Genomic DNA, 18,170 nt, shown 5'->3' with positions numbered 1-18,170 from the left:
GTTTCATCTCCTGAATGGTTATAATCCGGGCAGGGTGAACGGGACTTGAAAGAAGTAGAGAAACAGGAGGAACAGGAGAAGCAACAGGAGAATGACGGCATAGAACGGCAGCGCAGAGGCCGTCGCTGTGGTATAGACAGTGCCGTGAGCGGTGTGGTCAAAGGCTTTGTGAATGATGAATGCGCCTTTGCGATAGCTCCCCCAGATCGAGATAGTATCACCAAGTGAGACGTTCGCCCCACGCAGATAGCCCTGAATGCGGGCATCCTGTTGCCGCCCATCAGGCCGCCGCACGCGAATAGTCGTCACCTGAACGCGTTCGCGCTCATAGGGATGGTGCACCTCGCTCGGGATATACCAGATGGCGTCACGAAGTTGTCGGGCGATAGATGAGAGGCCGCTATAAGGTGCCACTTCTTGTTGTGAATGCACATGGATGACCGTTCCCCAGAGATCGGGCGGACGGCGCGGGAAGCCGAAGGGCAGCTTCTCCTGTAGCCACGGTGGCGTTTCCAGCGGCCTGGGCTGCTCTTTGAGCGGCTGGACGTCCAGTGGCGCCGCTGTGTGATAGGGAAAGTGCTGCTCCTGGAGCGTGATTCTGGTCTCTGTCTGCTGGCGTGCCGGTAGCTCCGTCGCTGAGAGTGCGGGTGGCTGCGGCGCAGGAGGAAGCATCTGCTCTTCGTGGAGCGGCGCCATGAGCGGTGGCGTTGATTGATGCAGCTCTTCCGTTGGCCTGGCTGGCTGTTGCGGCACAGGTGGACCTGAGAGCGGCTCACCACAGTTGGCACACTGCTGTAAGCCGCTGGATGCCATATTACGATATCCACAGTATTCACATTTGATGGCTGGCACGTTGGTTCTCCGACGTTCAGGGTTAATGGGCTGCCGTTTCCGCCGTACGGATCGCGCCCATTGCTTCTTCTTTCTTTATGTTGACGATATTCTCACCAAGCGAATGCAGCGTATGGTAGGCAATCCAGAGGGGACTATGGGACGTGTTTCTCACCTTGCCTCCTCCGGGCTGCTGAATGATCGTGCCATTGTTCACGATGTTGTGCGAGCCGACCGCGTTTCCAGAACCGTTGATAGTGACGTTCCCGTAGGTTGAGTGGAGCTGCTCCGGTTGTTTCGGCTCGGGCTTTGGGAGGGATGGTTGCCGTGGAGTTCGGGCTGATGATCTCTCACGGGCCAGAGCGGCGGGATTGTCGGCGCGAAGCAGCGCCCCAAGTTTGTCATGCTCGGGGAGGGCCGAAACAGGTTCCTTCATCCGCGAGGCCAGCGATGGCTTGGCTTTGGGAGCAGGGGAAGGCTCAGGAGCGTTTGGCTTCAACGTGAACGGGTTCTTGTTAATGATTGAGCTCGATATCTGCTTCAAGTCATCAGGCTTTGTTGTGCTCTTCGGATCATGCTTCTCATCGGGCTTCGCCACTGCCTTCGGATCATGCTTCGAGGGGGGCAGCGACGGCTTGGCTTTGGAAGCGGAAGAAGGTTCAGGCGCGTTTGGCTTCAGCGTGAACGGGTTCTTGTTAATGATTGAGCTCGACATCCGCTTCAAGTCATCGGGCTTCGCGGCTGGTTTCTGGGTCGAGCCCACATGTGGGCGTGGTGTTGCCACTTTGGGCGCGGGCATCGGCGCTTTCATTGGTGTCGGCGCTCTGAATACAGGGGGACGCATCCTTTTTTCTCCTTCGCTAGTACCTGTCAGGTAGGACGTGAGACTACTCGTTGGTGAGCGCAAGTTCCGAATCGGGCCATTCTGGCTGTTCTTCTGCCTCTTCGGTGTTTGCGGCAGTTTGCGCCGAGATGTAGCGCTGGAAGGCGTCGGCGGTGACTATGCGCTCATAGCCGCTCAGATCACTGCCCTCGATCGTGTGCAGCACGGTACAATAGCTGACCCAGGGGAGAATCTCTTCGTTGCCGCCGGCCAGCCAGCCCTTCACAAGTGTCTGAGCACTGGTAAAGGCAGCCTGATAGCGCTCTTCCTCCGTCTCGTAGGTCGCAGCGGTCAACTCGCCTCCGATCCATTCCCGGTCGCGTGGCTCTAAAAGTGTCTGGACATCGCGTCGGTAGAGGCATTTTGCCGGACAGATGGCGCATCCACGGAACGGACCGCGTCTCCGCTGTGTCAGCTCAAGATAGGCTTGCAGGAAGCGATTCAGATGTTGCTCGGCGGTATCGAGTTCCCGGCGAATCTCCTGGCGGCCTTCCTCGTCGGGGTCCTCGTTGGCGAGCTGCTGCGAACGGTAGAGCGCGAGCAGACCGCTTGTGAGCTGGCGGCGCAACTCATCGGTTTGCGGGTAGGTCCAGCCAAGCTGTGCGCCTCGTTGCTGGAGCAGTTCAAAGCAGCCGCGCACGATCAGCAGGCGGAAGAGCACGTCATGCAGCGAGGGCGCAAGCGATGAGGTTTCGGCCTCAATGCTCTCCTCAAGCTGGAACAGGACGTTGAGCGTTTCGGCAGGGTTGGCAAGGATGCTCAGGAGCAAGCGGGCCCAGAACCCCTTTTTCTGTGTCGTCTCAAAGAGCTTGCCTGCAAGCTGATAGAGCATGGGCGGCGGGCTCCCGATCGAGGTGCGTGGGATGTTGTACGCGTCGAAATCGAGAATTGCATGATAGGTCGAGACGCGCGCATATGAGCGGCTGTCCTGCTTGAGGGCAGGATCTCGCAGCGGCTCAAGCTGCCGTTTGTAGTTGTCCATACGCACAAGATAGGCGTGGTCGGCCCCTTCGGCATAGACGGCTGCCGTTCCCGGAGGCAGAACCCCGAGGTGGGTCTGTTGTGCCTCATTCAGGTTCATGGTGTGTCCGATACTCTGGCGGTCATCCTGCGCGATCAGACGGTGCACGATTTTGAGATTGGTGTTTTTCAGCACGTCGGGCGCAAGCTTGCTCGGAATCTGCTCTGCGACGAGGATGCCCTGACCGTAGGCGCGAACCTCGGCCAGCATGTTTGTGAAGACCTCGACTGCCTGTGCGCGCGGGTTGGCAGAATCCGGGTTGGTCGGCATGACGGGACCGGTATTCTGAAGCAGGCGGTGTGCCTCTTCGATGACGATCAGATGTTGCAGTGTGCGTCCGGTCAGCTCATTTTCCGCACCGCTGCTTGCCTGTAGCCGCCGGTATTCGTAGATGCGAGCCAGCAACAGGCCCATCAGGAACGTTTTCTCTTCATCATTGCCGATGCTCTCCAGTTCGAGAATTGTGGGCAGCGAGAGCAGGGCACGCATTGGATAGCTGCGGGCGGTGTCGAGCATCAGGCCCTTTGCCCCGATACGGAGCGAGCCAATCCGCGCCTTCAGTGATGCCTTGATATGCGCGTCGGCTTCGGGATTGTAGCGGAGCCGGTCCGCGACCTCCTGAGTCTTGTAATCGAGATCGGCAAGAGTTGGGAAGATCGGGTAGCGATGGCGGTCGGCCCAGTTGGAGAGCCGCCGGTTTGTGCTGCTGGTGATATCCCATCCCTTCTCTTCGTAGATCTCATACATGGCCGTTTCGATGATTTGCGGCAATGGCGCATACATCGGGAAGGCGGCGGTAAAAACGGCTTTCAGAAAGTCGATGTGTGCCATGAGCGAGCCGCTACCCGGTTCGTCGGTCGTCTCAAACTCGAAGGGATTGAGGCGGAACGGGGCGAGCATCTCGTTCCCAAGCGTAAAGACCCGTACATCGGCGCGGTCGGCCTGCGCATTTTTGAGAGCGCGGTACTCCGTTTTCGCGGGCTCGATGACCAGAAAGGGCTTGCGAGCGCCTGTGAGATGGTCAAGCAGGTTCATGACGGTCGTGGTCTTGCCGCTGCCCGTGACACCAACGACGACGGCATGCTTGCTTAAGGCATCGATGTTGATATCGTAGGTGACATGGGTCTTTTTCTGTTGTTGCAGGATCATACCCAGGGGCAGAGAGACGCCGGTCTGTGCCTGAAAATCAACGTCGAAGGTGACGTGATCGTGCAGCGCATAGCCCGGGAACTCCTCGCGTGGAAGCTGAATCAGCGTGGCAAGCTCCTGCGATGACAGGAAGGTATGGAAGCTTTCCAGCGGTGCGCCGAACTTTTCGCAGAGTGAGACTCGCAGCGGCTCCGGGCGTGAATCGGCTCCGGCAAGCGTGCCAAGCAGGAGCGAGCTGAGACGCTGTGCGTCTTCCTGGTCGCTGGCTCCAAAGTAAGTACGCACGATCCACTGACCGGTAGCCGAGGACTCATCAAGGCGAGCGAGCTCGTGTTCAAGCAATTTATGCAGGTATTGCGCCCGGTAGTTCACCATGTCGCCGCTAAAGCTCTTGCTCTGTCCGCCAGATTCAACGCTGGTGACTTGCTGTGAATCCTGTTTGGTTGATGACCACTGCACCCGTGAGCGCGTGGTGATCTGCGTCAGCAGGTCAATGGTGCGCATGCGCTCCTCGATCACCTTTTGTCGGGGCCTGGGGTGCGCCTGAACGATGTAGGCCCAGGTCGCGCCATCCATCCCACGAATGACACGCTCAAGTGGCGTGCGCTCCGGGGGGCTGTGTGGTTGCTCATCTTCTTTGAGATGGTTGGGGGTGAAGGCGCGGCGGCTCGGGATGCCGGTAACGACTCCCTGAACGCGCAGATGTCCCCGTAACCTGTGAAGCAGATCTTTTGGCGAGGCCGGAGAAAAGGAAATGCCCGGAAAGAGCCCTTCCAGTGCGCTGCGCGTCGCTTTTTCGCTGCCTAGCGACAAATAGAGTGCGATCTGTTGTTGCGTTCCCAGAAGGAGAAAGGTGAGGTCGGTATGGCGCTGATGGTGGGCGCTAACGACCAGATCAACCAGACGGTGAATAAACTCGTGGGGCGCTTTCCAGAAATTCCCCAGGCCGTGAATATGAAAGAAAGCCTGCTCGCTCTCTTCAAGCAGGTCTGCCGGGTCGAATGGCTCGGGTGACGCACCTTCCAGATTGTAGCGTTCGAGGCCTGCGATCAGTTTTCCCAGTTTGTTCAGTGATTCGACGTCAAACCCTGGAATCATAAGGTGCACCTTTCTGTAGTGGCTTGCTTCTGAGCGTACCATAAGGGGCCGGTTGCTTTCCAGGAGGAAAGAGGGACATATTTTTGTCCCTGCTTCCTCCTGTACGTGGGTGGTTCTTCTTGCCTATCATTGAGAGCAGAAAGAGGAAGCGTATGAGAGACCTGTTTCTGATAAGGCCACGCAAGCGCTCGTGGCTCTCTTTTCTTGATATTTTTATCACCCTGGTGGCCCTGATCGTGCTCTCTCTTCTGCTGATCGTGTGCCGACCAGATATGATGCTGCACGCAATCGAGACGCTACAGCAGCGGCCTCAGAGCTTGATGCAGGTGGGGGCTGTCCTCGCCCCACATGCTTGCCCTGCGGAGCTGGTGCAGGCGGGCGACTGCCTGGAGCAAGATTATAAGGGCGGCGGGAAGAAGATTCAGAACCCGATTGACGACAACAGTGCCCTCTTTTTCTACACGCCCTATCGCTACACTGTCGACAATGAGATTGTGCGGTTGCTCTGGGGAGCGATGCTGGCAATTGTAGATATTTTCCTTGTGCTCGTATTCATGATGCATGGTTTACGCATGATGATCGCGGGCACGGTGTTCAAGTTCAGCAAGGCGATTGAAGAATCTCCCGGTGTGCTGCTCTCTCTGATTGTGGTGCACGTCAGTCTCACCTTTATTTCGCTGTTTATCGGCCTGAATAATGTTCTGGTCAATCATGCCTATACCTGGGCGAACGACAAACTGGTACAGACCGACTTTCGGCGCGAGGAATGGAAGGATCTCCAGATCTCCGCGAATGGCGCGGCTGGCAAGGATCGCGATACCTATGACAAGCTGCCACAGAGCTTTAAGAATCGCTGCGAGCCGGATCGCATCCTCTACGTGCATGATTACACCCAGATTTTCAAGAAATGCCCGATCCCTGGCGACAGCATGATGACGAATTTCCGGCTTGTGCCTGAGGATCTGAATTTTACCAATCTCTTCGATAATCTGCAAAAGCTCGGTGATGCTCTGCCCTTGATTATTCAGGTGCTGGCGCTGATGCTGCTGATTCAGATGGTGATACGTCTCTTCTTTATTAACCTCTATATCGTGTTCGCGCCGCTGGCTATCGCGTGTTGGGCCTTACCGGGCCGAAGCGGGCAGGGGGTTACCTCGCTATGGCTCAAGGGCTTTATTTCGACGGCGCTGGTGCAGTTTGTGATGGTGCTGGCTCTGATCGTCACGCAGATTATGCTTGGCGCGGTCCTGCAAGTTGTGGCGATGCCGCTCAAGTCTTCTGGTGACGATGGCATGACCGGTCCGGGTGGTCTCCCGGTGAATACACTGGTTGATCTGATTCACGTGTGCTGTCTCTGGTTTATCATTCGGATTCCGGGGCTACTGGGCACGGCTCCCATGCGTACGATGGTTGAGAGTGGTCAGATGATGGCGCAGGTGGTAAGCACAACCATTGTCTCACAGTTTACGCAGGCGCAGATGGTGTTCCAGGCAGGGGCAGGTCTGCTACCGCTTGCACGATTCGCACGATAGGGGAGGCGCAACGATGAAGAAACGACGCTGGTTGCGCCTGGCACTACTGCTGTTGTGCTTGCATGGGCTGTTCGCGCTCTTCTGCCTGACGACGCCCGCGAAGGCCGCGGATCCCTGTAGCGAGGGAAAGGCAACGAAGGTCTGTCTGGAAGGAACGTCGGTCTCGTCGAGCTCCTATACCGGAAACGATAGCAAGATACAGAACCCCTTTCCCGATAACCCGCTGTTCTTTTTCACACCGTACGACATCACAGTTGATAATCCGACGGTACGGCTCCTATGGGGCGGGGTGCTGGCCCTGGTGGACATGTTCCTCGTCATTTCCATCATGTTAAACGGAATTCGCGTGATGCTGGTAGGAAGCGTCTTCCGTTTTGCTGATGCGGTCGAGACATTACCCGGCGTGCTGCTGGCGCTGATTGTGGCCCATATCAGCCTGACCTTTATGACGTCGGCGATCGGGCTCGGGAATATGCTGACGCACTCGCTCTACCTCTCTGCGAAGGAGATCAACATTGAGGGGCCGGTCAAGTATGGCAAGTCCAAGACAAAGGAGGAGAAGCTGCATGTTTTCTTCCCGACGGGTGATCCCGGTAAAGAGAGCGAGTTTGAGAAGAAGTTGCTTACAGATCCCTTTGCGGTGGCGTCGGCATGGGGTGGACCCGACGGGAAAATATATGGGGCACCAGACGGTAAGTCGTTGACGCAGAGCGATCTGAGCCACTTCGGGAAGGATTGGACGTGTAAGGCCAAAGAGATCAATTTCGATGTTGAGAGCCGCAAGAACCTGTTTGGCAAGAAGGGCAAGCCCGAAGATGGGAACGTCGCCTTCGATATCTCGATGCGGGCTGAATCCATTGAGGAACTGGGGGAGAACGTGCCTGCCTCGGTGATTACGCGTCTGCATCAGATGGTCAGCCAGATCGAGACCGATGTCAACCAGATTGAGAATGACGCTCTGCGCTGGCATACCGATTGGTTGAAGTTTGATAAGGAGCTGTCGGGCTATGAAAAGAAGTATCTGAACTATGAGCGCCAGGACGCGAACGCCGACCATGCGAACCGGGTGAAATTGACCATGTCGCTGCTGTTCAAGTCCAACGGCACCTATATTGAGTCGATGCCGGGCAAGCGGGGGGATGTCATTACCTTTACCTGCCAGACACCGAAGCCGGTCGAGAAGAAGGGACTCTTTGAGACAGATCTGAACTTTACTGATCTGTTTAAGAACCTGCAAGATCTGGGAAAAGGGGTCAAGATGATCGTGAAGGTGCTGACCTTGATCCTGCTGGTACAGATGGTGGTGCGTCTCTTCTTTATCAATCTCTATATTGTGCTGGCTCCGCTTGGTATTGGCTGCTGGGCCTTGCCTGGCCGCATCGGGCAATCGCTCACGTTGGAATGGATGAAGGGGTTTCTCTCAACGGTTTTTGTGCAGTTCTTGATGGTGGTTGCCTTGATCGTGTTACAGGCGATCTTTAACGTCGTCTCGGATTTCGCCAGTGCCACGCCGGGAACGCCGGTGGGTGGTCTCTCGTCGGATGTCTGGTTCGACCTGATGCGCATTGCCTGTATCTGGTTTATCATCCGCATTCCGTCGCTGCTCGGGACTGCCCCGATGCGCACGATGGTCTCAGCCGGGCAGATGGTAACGCAGGTAGTGGGCGCGACCGTGATGATGCAGATCCAGCAATTCCAGATGATTGTACAGGGTGCATCGGCGCTGGTCTCAGCCGGACTCGCATTTATACGCTAGGTCTGTATGCGAAAGGGATAGGTCAATTTGTCCCTCTCTCTCCCTATACAGGGAACGAGAACTTTTTTACTATAAGTGATAGGGCGGTACGAGGGGGTTATATTTCTTATGAAGCTAAAAACTCAGACTGCTCGAAAGATACTGCGAGCGTTCGATATCGCGACTGTATTGCTGATCGCGCTGGCTCTTGCCGGAACGCTCCTTGCTTTGCCCGCTCAACAGCATGTACAGGCGGCGACTCAGAGTCCTCAGGCAACCGCTGAGGAGTGCCAGGAGTTGCCAGACGAGCTGAAACAATCCTGTCTTGCGGGGCATCTCTATGTGTCTGCTTATAAAAACGAGAATCCAAAAATCCAGAATCCTATAGCGAAGCAGAACCTGCTCTTTTTCTATACGCCGCCCGAAAGTACCGTTGGAAACCAGAACATTCGCTCGCTCTGGACGGCAATGATAACGGTTGTCGATGGACTGGCAGTTGTGGCAATCATCATGACCGGCATCCGGGTTATTTTCGCGGGGATCACCTTCCGCTTTGCGAAGGCGGTCGAGGAGTTGCCGGGCATTCTGCTGGCCCTGATCGCAGCCCATGTCAGCCTCTTCTTTATTACCGTGCTGGTCGATCTTCAGAACTCGCTGACCGGCGGGATCTATACCGTTGCCGAGTATTCAAACTCGATCCAACGGTCTGGCTCCGGTTTTGGTACCGGCGATGAGAAGACGATGGAGCTGCATGTTCTGTTCCCCACCTATAACGAGGAAGACAAGGACCATTTTGAGAAAGAGGGAAAAGATAAGTACAAGAGTATGACGCCCGAGCAGGCCGCCAAGCTCTGGCATGCTCCGAACACTGATGAGACCTTGCAAAAGATGAAGGGGAAGTCCTGCACCTGGAGTAAGACCAGTTTCGATCAATATGGGCGCTGGGTGCTCTTTGATGACGATGGCAACTACAAAGAGGGGGGCGTCTACAGTATCCTGCATCGGCGTGTCGAGCTGCTTTACGAGTACGATGGGAAGAAAGTCCCTGCCGCGACACGCCAGCAGTTGGATGCGATCTTTCCGCAACTTGAGAACGACATGGAGATGCTGAAAGATACAACCGATACGCTGGCCTGGTATCGCCATTTCGATGAATGGGATCAACTGGTTGACAATGCCTGGGATACATATGGCACGGATATCCCCAAAGATATCAAGCGGATGATGGGTGAGCAGGAGGGCGGTGGCGAGTACCGTGTGCGCCAGTATATGAATTCGCTGGTGCAAGGCGAGCCACGGCAGGTGAATTCGTTTGGCGATACACTCTACTATTCGTGCCAGGACGATGCAACCAGCAGCAAGAGCTTTCAGCTTGTGCCCGATAATTTGAGATTCGAGGATCTCTTTAAGAACCTGCAAGAGTTGGGAAAAGGCCTTCACGTTGTGCGAAAGCTGCTTGCTCTGATGCTGCTGGCACAAATGATTATACGCCTCTTCTTTATCAACCTGTACGTGATTACTGCACCGATCGGGCTGGCATGCTGGGCGCTACCGGGTAAGGTCGGGCAGGGCGTCACCCGGCTCTGGCTGAGCGGCTTTCTCTCAACGTTGATGGTGCAATTCGTGATGGTGGTCGCCCTGATTATCACGCAGGTGATGCTCGGAAACGTCATGCACTTTGCTGGTGGAACGCCGAGCAACACGGTCGGGGGCCTGGATGAGAATGTCTGGGTAGACCTGATGTGTGTCGCCTGCCTCTGGTTTATCATCCGGATTCCGGCGTTGCTTGGCACGGCTCCGATGCGCACCATGGTTGAGGCGGGGCAGATGATGGGGCAGGTGGTGGGTACGACAATGGCAATGCAGATGGCCGAACTGCAAATGGGACTTCAGGCGATCGGCGGCGCTATTTCTGGCCTGGCGGCAGCTCGCTAAGGGAAAGGAGAGCGGATGAGCAGCAAATATGCAAAAGGACTTGTAGCGGGCGGCCTGCACGGGGGCGCGATGGGTGGCTTGCTTGGCTCTTTGTGGGGCATTGCGTCGGCACTCGGGCTGCAATTGCTGGCGGTGATCTCGGTCGGCCTGTTGCTGCTTGGCAATATTGGTTCCTGGTGGCTCAAGTTTATGGCTCCGGCCTATTATGCGCCGGCGACCACGCAAACAGCGATGCTTGGCGATGACCTGGCGATGTTGCAATCAAAGAATCCGGTGCTGGTCGCGCTGGCGATTGTGCGCCATCTCAAAAAGGATGAGAAGGGCTCATGGAATGAGTATGACCTTAATGACTCGATCATGCAGCCCGTTATCAAGTACTGGAAGCAGCAATGTCACGGGTCAATTTGTCCCCATGCCCTGCCCAAAAGTCAGGGCGGAAATGGGTTGCAATGCGCGATGTTCATCCATACAGTGTATGATATTGCGCACCATCCGCTGCCTGCTGGCGGGAACGCTATCGACTACTGGAGTGCGGAAGATCAGCAGGCATTCAAGCAGGCCGGCTGGAAGTATATCAACAACGGGGAAGGTATGCCCTCAATTGGTGATCTCGTGGTGATGGATCATGGACCGTATGGACATATCCTGATGGTAGTGGGCGTTGAGCCGCCCAAAAACGGCAAGGATGGGGCGCTCTATATGGCGCAGGCCAACGCATCAAGCAATACTGAGATTGGTGGTGCGCCGCTGCTCAAGTGGCCGTTGCGCTCCAGTGGCTATCTTGCTCAGGATTGGGGACCTGATTACCGGGTTATGGGCTATATCCATAATGAGCAATTAAGTAAGCAATGGGGAAATCCGCTCTTTACAGCGGGCGGGGGCAATATCGATTGCTCGAAGGTGAAACACGTGTCTCATGAGTTGCCCCGGTCGGAATATGTCGAGATGGCGCGAAAGGCGGCCCAACAGATGGGGATCAATGCAGATATCTATTTGCGCCAGATCAAGCAGGAGAGCGGCTTTAACCCGGATGCGGTATCACCAGTGGGGGCCATTGGAATCGCGCAGTTTATGCCCGCTACTGCTGCTGGAATGGGAATTGATCCGCATGATCCCGGGCAGGCCCTCTGTGGCGGTGCGAAGCTGATGGCGAACCAACTCAAAGAGTATGGGGGCAATTATGCAAAGGCGCTGGCCGCATATAACGCCGGAGGAGGTGGTGTGGCAAGCGCAGTCAGGCGCTGTGGCGAGAATTTCCGCCCCTGTCTGCCTGTTGAGACGCGGAATTATTTAGCTGTGATTCTTGCAGGAATGGATGATTACGGGCGCAGAGTATAGTATCACTCTTGTGCCGCACATTCGGCAGAATATCTGCCACTACTATTGAAAGGAGTGATTATTTGTGATGTTGCTACAGCTTCTTCATAGCATAGATCTCGGTATCATTGTTGCTCATCTGCATACTGTATTTGCACATGTGAGCGATGCAGCGCTGACGGTGCTGGCTCCGTTGGCAGCACCCAAGAAGGCCACAGGCGACGCGTATAAGGATATTGAAAATTTTGCCAGCAATATCAGGAGCTTTCTTACGACGCTTGGGGGTATCGTCTTTGGGATTGGGGTGGCCGTTGCCGGTATTATGCGCATGACCGCGTTTGGAAGTGAGCGGCGCGTTGCCATGTCAAATATGGCGCTGACGGCTGCGGTAGTTGGCCTGGTGATTGTGGTCATGGCAAACACGCTGGATAAACTCATAACCAATGCGTTCGAGTATACAAAGAAATAAGTAGAGGAGGAAAGGAGGCCTATGAAGAAAGAGGAGTTTCCAACTTTTCTCAATGAGCAGCCAACCATTATCTTCGGGCGTACCGGGCGGGAACTGTTGATTATTGTCTGTGGAGTTGTTGGCGGGTATTCGCTGTGGGTGAATTGTAGCGAGCTGCTTCCTGACCTGTGGTGGATGATTACATGCGCCATCCTGGCCGGGCTGGTTGTGCTGCTTTCTCTTATCATCGCATTACTCCCGATCGCAGAACGCCCAATGGAAGAGTGGTTTATGTGCTGGTTGCTCTTTGTTTCGATGCCACGCCTCTATCTTTATAGGCCCTCTGAGGATGTGGCGGAGGATGAGAAGCCCTCGAAGGCGAAGAAAAAGAGCCCGAAGCAGCAGCCAAACGAGGAGGAAGATTTTCTAGAATGAGGGCTACGCTCAGAGAAGCGGTGTAAAAGGAGATAGCTATGTTTACGTTGCCTCGTACACCAAGTCAAATGTTTGGCGGCATTGGAAGCGTGCTCAAAAGCTTTGTCCGAGTGCGAGAAATTGTAGATGGGGTCGTTTGCCTGAATTTCGGGCGAAAAATGTATGAGTATCGCTCCATTATTAAGCTGACGACGTTAAATTTCTCTTTGATGTCTGAAGAGGATCAGGATGCTCTGATAGAAGGCTTCAAGGGCTTCTTGAACGGGTTGTCCTTCCCTGTCCAAATTTTGATTAAAAATCTGCCATATCGTCTAGATGAATATTTGAACTCGCTGGATAAAATTGATGATGAATTGTCGGATGTGATGCGCGATCATGCGCATTTCGTGCGGCAACTGGCCTCGCGCCGGGCGCTGATTAAGCGAAACTTCTATATTGTGATTCCGGCTGACCAGTCGATGACGCGCAACAAAGAGGAGGCGCTGCGCAATGCTCAGACACAGCTTCAACTGCGCTGTGATGAGCTGCTGCGCCAGCTTGAACGGCTTGGGCTGTCAGGACACCGGCTGAATGATAAAGAGATTTTACATTTGTATCAATCCTCGTTTCTCTCGGAAGAGGCGAAGCTGTTCCCGATCTCTGATAACCTGATGGCGGGTGCCAACAACCTGATGGTCTCAGCGAAGGAACCGCAGGGAGAGAAGCCTGATCTTCAGACATTACTGGAAAAAGATGAAGATTATCTGCTGGAAGAAGAGAAGCCAGACAAGAAGCGAAAAAAGAAGAAGCAAAAGACAAAGAAACAGAAAACACCCGATTTTGTCAGTGTTCCCGAGCTGATCGCGCCAAGCAGTATCGAGGTCTTTCCGTGGGCGGTGCGCATCGCGGGCGAGCTCGGGCATGAGTTTGTGCGAACGCTGGTATTTGTCAACTATCCCCGAAGCGCGTATCCGGGCTGGCTGGATGCGATCATCCAGGTGGATGAGCCAAACGTTGACTTCAGCCTGCATATCTCGCCTCTGCCACCACAGCAGGTCACGAGCCGCCTGGGACGCAAAGCGACGGAGTTTCGCGGTTCGGTGCTGGCCTCGCAGCGTCAGGGGAAGGCGCCCGATCCAAGCGCAGCGATCGCATTGCAGGATATTGAGGGCTTGCGGGAGCGCCTGGCACGCGGAGATGAGCGTATCTTCTCGCTGTCGCTCTTTGTGCAGGTGCGCGGACGCACCCGCCGGGAGTTGAGCGAGCGCAATAACCGCCTGGTTGCCGCGATCAGAAGCCTCGACTTTCGAGCATTGCCCGCGCACTGGCAGCATCATGCTGGCCTGCTCAGTTGTCTGCCGGATGGCGATAACCAGCTAGGGCGTGCCCGGCTATTTGGCACCAGCTCGGCGGCGACGTTCTATCCCTTTACCGGCAGTGATATCAGTATGGATAGCGGCGTGATGTTCGGTGTGCATCCCAATGGCAGCCTTGTGATCCTGAATCCCTTTAACAGCCAGGAGCTGGAAAACGCGAATATGGTCGTGTTCGCCAAGTCGGGTGCCGGGAAGAGCTTCTTCCTGAAAACGGTCTCGTGCCGCCTGCTGCCTACCTGTAACGTCTACGTGATCGACCCGGAGGCGGAATACAACAACCTGTGCGAACGGGTACACGGCCAATATGTGCGGCTCTCATCGGAGTCGCTCCAGTTGAACCCGTTCGATCTCTACGGGCGACCCGATGCGCTGGAGGAGGATGAGGGCACCGATGAAGGCAACTTCTTCCGCGAGAAGATCCTGAACCTGATCACGTTCTTTGAGTTGCTGCTGTCGGATGAAGGGATACTTTCACAGAAAGAGAAGGCGTTCCTCTATCGCTGTCTGATCAAGACATACGAGAACCGCGGCATTACGATGGATCCACGCACGCACCATCGCACGCCGCCCAATATGCAGGAATTCTTTGTCATTATGTCGAGCGCATCGCGTGGTGATAAGCGCTTTGGCGTCGGCGAAGATACGTTCGGGCTGAGTGACCGCCTGGAGCGCTATCTGCATCTCTTCCCGAGCCGAACCCGCGTGATTCTGGACAATCGCTTTGTGGACTTTAACATCCGGGAGTTGAACGACGCGCTCAAGCCGGTCGGGCTCTTCCTGATCACAGAGTTCCTCTGGACGAAGCTGCGCCAGGCGCGACAGGAACGTGTGTTACAACGCCACTCGATCATTCTGATTGACGAGGCATGGCTGTTGATGCAGTTCCAGCAGGGGGCGAAGTTCCTGGCGGCATTTGCGCGGCGTATTCGTAAATATGGTGGCGGTCTCTGGTGTACAACGCAGAACTCTGATGACTTCCTGGGGTCAGAGGAGGGGCGCACGATCCTGGCAATGGCAACCATGAAGTTCTTAATGAAGCAGGACTCATCAACGATTGAGTCGGTGATGCGCACGTTCCGCCTGAGCCCGGGACAGCGAAACTTCTTGCTGGCAGCTCGGCGCGGTGAAGGGCTGTTCTCTACCAAGAGCTGGACGCCGATGGAGGTGGTCGCGTCGCCGAAAGAAGCCGAGATGGCGAACACGACGTTGACCCTGGCCTCATCTGCGCGAAGCACTGAAGCGTTGCTGGAAGAGTTAGAGCTAGAAGATCTGGAGCCCCCCTTGAACGGCCATAACAAGAAGCATCCTGAGCGGGCATGAGGAGTGATATTGTGCAGACGAAACGCACTCATTCTATTCCCTATCTGCCTGTCGTCACGCGCTGGCTTCTGCTTCTCGTCACAGGGGGACTGATGTTCTGGCTTGCGGGTGGCTGGCCACCCACAACCTGGGCCTTGCTGGTACAGTGCCTGATGAACTTTCAGCCCTTATGGGAAAAGCATCAGGAAAGCCTGATTCTGCCGCTGGTGCTGCTGTGTATTCAATCGCTGTTCTTACTGGCGGCGTGGGGCCTATGGGTCTGGCGTGTCTACTGTGAGCTTGGTATCCCGCGTTTGAGCGTAAAGGCCAGTGGTTTTGGCGCTTTCCGAAAGCAACCGCCTGCGCCAGGACCAGAGCAGGGAGCGCCACAGGCTGTCCCTGAGTTCAAGGAGCCGATCCCTGAGTTCAAAGTACCGGAGCCAATTGCGGAGTTCAAGGAGCCAATCCCGGAACCGCAAGCGCAGGAGTCAGCGCCGAAGTCGATGGTGGTTGATATGCTGGCAGAGAATCCCTTTGAGACTGAGGCAGAAGAGCCGGAGCCAATCCCGGAGCGCAAGGAGCCGGAGGTCCAGGAGAAGCCTGGAGCATCCTCTGAACAGCAGGCGGATATGCTGACAGAGAAGCCTTTTCAGGCAGAAGTAGAAGAGCCTACCTCACCACGGCCAGCGGTACAGTCCCGGAAAGGGCCGCAAGTGGAAGCTCCACGTGAGCCAGTTGCGGTGCCTCCTGTGGCGAAAAAGTCCGAGGATGAGGTGCTTCCTGAGGTGAAGCATGTGGAGCCAATCGAGGTGACGCGGGCGAATCCTTTTGCGACAACCAATCCCTTCGACGTGCAGAATGACCTGATCACGCTGTTCGGGCAGGAGAGCGCGATTGAGGAGGAGGCTGAAACGGAGCCAGAGCCCGGCGCGGACTCGCTCTACGTGTTTGGTGATCCGCTGGCCGGTCCACTACCGGACATCTTCTATCATGATGAGACGTTAAAGCGAGAACTGATAGAGGAAAAAGGTCAGGGGAAGAAAAAGAAGAAGGGTGAAGCGCACAGAGGCCAGAGCGTATAAGGCTCTGACCTCTGCCTGTTGCGCAAATACTGTGCTAAAGGGGAGAAGAATCCTTTCCAGGGCTAATAGTGCCACTCCAGGGAAACGAATGAGAGAATGGACATCTATCTCGATTGTTGTATTGCTATCTATTGATTATGGAGCCTCAGGAAGAAGCAGGTAGCCATAATTGAGAACACAATAAATATAGACCCCACTCCCGCGTAGCTTCCCTCGGATCCTGTCGATGTGTTTATCCATCATGACACGTACCTTTTCATCAACGGTGTAATTGTAAGCATACCAGGCCAGATCTGCATAGGTGACGGGTGCTCCGCTGCGCAAAGGATAAAGCAGGCGGAATTCGGTCGCCGTAAAGGTAACAATGAGATTGCCGATGGTGACGGATCGCCGTTTGACATCCCATTGCAGTTCACTGATATGCAATGGCTTTTTTTCTGGTGTGCTTACGGATGCAAGGTACCACTTGGAAACGCCCATATGTCAACACTCCTTGTTTTACCGGACATTTAATGCACATCCTTGCGACGCAAGTGGTATAGAAACCAACAAGACTGTTTGCAATAGATAGTGCATGCTCCTATAGATCGTGCTCGTTACTGTGCATTGCCTCTCTATCCTTTAATATCGAGCCGCGGCATCTCTCTGCAACACTCTATGAGCAACCGATACAGAGATAGTTCTGTGCCTGGCTTATAGAATAGAATTTCATTTCTGGAAAAAGAAATGAACTATTTCACATTCTGAGACTTTTTCTGGAAGTGAGATTCCAGAATTGAGGTAGGAGAGTGTGCTTCAAAACTATAGCGAGACGCCGATTTTTATGGATTCACAGGGTAATCATGCCGGAAGCTCCAGAAATACTGCATAGACGATCAGGAGAGCAGGGAGACCTGCTTGCGCAAGGGACCTTCTGGTGTCATGCTGTCTTCTTCCTCCTCCTGTGTGGACTCCTGAAGGGCGTCCTCGGGAAGTTGGAAGGTGGCAACAGAGTTATGCCACTGTTGAGCCAGCACAGAAAGCGAGTGAATGTATTGCGCTGTCGTGAGAATCGCGGTGCTTGCATCATGGCTGCGCCGCGCAATGGCATAAAGATCCGAGATCATGCTTTCGGCCAGGGTGGCGTGTGACTGCGTCGAGTCGAGCAGGGATTTCAGCAATTGCTCCTGACGCTGTAGATCGGTTTGCAGGCGTTGGAGCATAGCGACAAGGTGCAGGTCGGATCCTTCATTGCGCAAAACGGTTGCGTCTGCTGAAACGGCACGCAGGCCAGTATGCTGCTTGAGAGCGGTAAGCGCTTCGTGGACAATCTCGACATTGAGCTGTAGCGTATTGCTCAGGCGCTGCACAAAGGCGACCAGTTTTTCTACCGCCTCTGTGGTCTCAGAGAAGCGGAGCATCTGCGTTTCGGTGGTCTGCGCCAGTTCGACCGCGTTTGAGAGCAGCGTGTGAGTTTTCGTTTTGACTCGCCCGGTGGAGTAGCGTGTCCATTTTGCCAGATCAACCAGTTCTTCGATAAGCGCATTACAGATATCGCTGATGAGACCGATGTCACCAGAAGTGGCGCTGGCGTGTACGCGAAGATCGCCCTCCATGACCGGCTTGATCTCGCCAATGAGCTTTTGTACGGCTTGTGTGGTGCGCTGGAACTCGTTCGCGGCGAACTGATTGCGGGCGGCTGTCTGCATCTGCGAGCTGATGTGCTCAAGCAGCGTGTTAATGGTATGGGTCAGTTCAAGCAGCGTCTCGTCTCCCTGAGGCGTTGCCCGTTGGCTAAGATCACCTGCGACATAGGCCCGACAGACTTCAGTCAGCGCTTGTTGCTGGCTGCGCGTGGTGCGCTGGAAGAACCAGAAAATAGCGAGTTCGGCAAGAAAGACCAGCACGCTGCTGAGAGCCAGGACCACAAGGAAGAGCACGCTATCAAGGTTGCGCATGCTGAGGATGCCAATAACCCAGAGCGCTGTAACAGGAAGCATTGCAGCAACAAGTATCTCAATGCGAAAAAGGGATGATTTCACGAAAAATGACTCCTTGCTTTTGTACTCCG

Annotated in this window: 13 protein-coding genes; 8 read left to right on the top strand and 5 right to left on the bottom strand. The window is 55.1% G+C overall.

All coding sequences use genetic code 11. The annotated features are described in order from the left end of the window. Nucleotides 1–18 precede the first annotated feature (18 nt). The 3 genes from KTH_RS11110 to KTH_RS11100 form a co-directional block, all read right to left on the bottom strand. Entirely contained in the window at nt 19–813 is a 795-nt protein-coding gene (locus tag KTH_RS11110; RefSeq protein WP_111320778.1) for a hypothetical protein, read from the bottom strand. A 61-nt stretch (nt 814–874) separates the two neighbouring features. Continuing rightward, nucleotides 875–1,675, bottom strand: coding sequence for a hypothetical protein (locus KTH_RS11105; protein ID WP_497618547.1), 801 nt, complete (start codon nt 1,673–1,675; stop codon nt 875–877). 43 nt (nt 1,676–1,718) lie between these two features. Further along, nucleotides 1,719–4,982 carry an ATP-binding protein gene (locus tag KTH_RS11100; RefSeq protein ID WP_497618545.1) on the bottom strand — a complete coding sequence of 1,088 codons (3,264 nt, stop codon included), beginning with the start codon at nt 4,980–4,982 and terminating at the stop codon, nt 1,719–1,721. Nucleotides 4,983–5,134: 152 nt separating this feature from the next. On the opposite strand from KTH_RS11100, the gene KTH_RS11095 reads away from it, so the two are divergent. The 8 genes from KTH_RS11095 to KTH_RS11060 all read left to right on the top strand — a co-directional run bounded on the left by KTH_RS11095 (nt 5,135) and on the right by KTH_RS11060 (nt 16,120). Further along, the gene (locus KTH_RS11095; RefSeq protein WP_497618543.1) at nt 5,135–6,514 is read left to right on the top strand and encodes a hypothetical protein; all 1,380 of its coding nucleotides are present in this window, start codon (nt 5,135–5,137) and stop codon (nt 6,512–6,514) included. 13 nt (nt 6,515–6,527) lie between these two features. Then, complete coding sequence (locus KTH_RS11090) at nt 6,528–8,270, top strand: hypothetical protein (protein ID WP_497618541.1); 1,743 nt, start codon at nt 6,528–6,530, stop codon at nt 8,268–8,270. A gap of 108 nt (nt 8,271–8,378) precedes the next feature. Further along, on the top strand, nt 8,379–10,184 hold the full coding sequence (locus KTH_RS11085; protein ID WP_497618540.1) for a hypothetical protein: 1,806 nt from the start codon (nt 8,379–8,381) through the stop codon (nt 10,182–10,184). Nucleotides 10,185–10,199: 15 nt separating this feature from the next. Then, entirely contained in the window at nt 10,200–11,522 is a 1,323-nt protein-coding gene (locus KTH_RS11080; RefSeq protein ID WP_497618538.1) for a lytic transglycosylase domain-containing protein, read from the top strand. Between the two features lie 67 nt (nt 11,523–11,589). Then, entirely contained in the window at nt 11,590–11,970 is a 381-nt protein-coding gene (locus tag KTH_RS11075) for a TrbC/VirB2 family protein (RefSeq protein WP_497618536.1), read from the top strand. Between the two features lie 21 nt (nt 11,971–11,991). Further along, the gene (locus KTH_RS11070; RefSeq protein ID WP_111320762.1) at nt 11,992–12,384 is read left to right on the top strand and encodes a PrgI family protein; all 393 of its coding nucleotides are present in this window, start codon (nt 11,992–11,994) and stop codon (nt 12,382–12,384) included. 38 nt (nt 12,385–12,422) lie between these two features. Beyond that, nucleotides 12,423–15,059, top strand: a complete 2,637-nt coding sequence (locus tag KTH_RS11065) for a VirB4 family type IV secretion system protein (protein ID WP_497618533.1) — start codon at nt 12,423–12,425, stop codon at nt 15,057–15,059. 11 nt (nt 15,060–15,070) lie between these two features. Next, nucleotides 15,071–16,120 carry a hypothetical protein gene (locus KTH_RS11060; RefSeq protein ID WP_497618531.1) on the top strand — a complete coding sequence of 350 codons (1,050 nt, stop codon included), beginning with the start codon at nt 15,071–15,073 and terminating at the stop codon, nt 16,118–16,120. A 135-nt stretch (nt 16,121–16,255) separates the two neighbouring features. Here the strand turns inward: KTH_RS11060 and KTH_RS11055 are convergent, their stop codons facing one another. Continuing rightward, on the bottom strand, nt 16,256–16,600 hold the full coding sequence (locus KTH_RS11055; protein WP_497618529.1) for a hypothetical protein: 345 nt from the start codon (nt 16,598–16,600) through the stop codon (nt 16,256–16,258). Between the two features lie 395 nt (nt 16,601–16,995). After that, a complete protein-coding gene (locus KTH_RS11050) occupies nt 16,996–18,141 on the bottom strand; it encodes a hypothetical protein (protein WP_497618528.1) in 1,146 nt (381 codons plus the stop codon). Nucleotides 18,142–18,170 lie beyond the last annotated feature (29 nt).

The sequence above is a fragment of the Thermosporothrix sp. COM3 genome (assembly GCF_059696735.1).
Note: the sequence above shows the minus strand (reverse complement) of the source record. Positions and strands in the feature narration are given on the sequence as shown.

What these genes read in the sequence shown, in the direction of transcription:
- KTH_RS11110 (WP_111320778.1), bottom strand. Translation starts at nt 813, where the DNA reads ATGGCATCCAGCGGCTTACAGCAGTGTGCCAACTGTGGTGAGCCGCTC.
- KTH_RS11105 (WP_497618547.1), bottom strand. Translation starts at nt 1,675, where the DNA reads ATGCGTCCCCCTGTATTCAGAGCGCCGACACCAATGAAAGCGCCGATG.
- KTH_RS11100 (WP_497618545.1), bottom strand. Translation starts at nt 4,982, where the DNA reads ATGATTCCAGGGTTTGACGTCGAATCACTGAACAAACTGGGAAAACTG.
- KTH_RS11095 (WP_497618543.1), top strand. Translation starts at nt 5,135, where the DNA reads ATGAGAGACCTGTTTCTGATAAGGCCACGCAAGCGCTCGTGGCTCTCT.
- KTH_RS11090 (WP_497618541.1), top strand. Translation starts at nt 6,528, where the DNA reads ATGAAGAAACGACGCTGGTTGCGCCTGGCACTACTGCTGTTGTGCTTG.
- KTH_RS11085 (WP_497618540.1), top strand. Translation starts at nt 8,379, where the DNA reads ATGAAGCTAAAAACTCAGACTGCTCGAAAGATACTGCGAGCGTTCGAT.
- KTH_RS11080 (WP_497618538.1), top strand. Translation starts at nt 10,200, where the DNA reads ATGAGCAGCAAATATGCAAAAGGACTTGTAGCGGGCGGCCTGCACGGG.
- KTH_RS11075 (WP_497618536.1), top strand. Translation starts at nt 11,590, where the DNA reads ATGTTGCTACAGCTTCTTCATAGCATAGATCTCGGTATCATTGTTGCT.
- KTH_RS11070 (WP_111320762.1), top strand. Translation starts at nt 11,992, where the DNA reads ATGAAGAAAGAGGAGTTTCCAACTTTTCTCAATGAGCAGCCAACCATT.
- KTH_RS11065 (WP_497618533.1), top strand. Translation starts at nt 12,423, where the DNA reads ATGTTTACGTTGCCTCGTACACCAAGTCAAATGTTTGGCGGCATTGGA.
- KTH_RS11055 (WP_497618529.1), bottom strand. Translation starts at nt 16,600, where the DNA reads ATGGGCGTTTCCAAGTGGTACCTTGCATCCGTAAGCACACCAGAAAAA.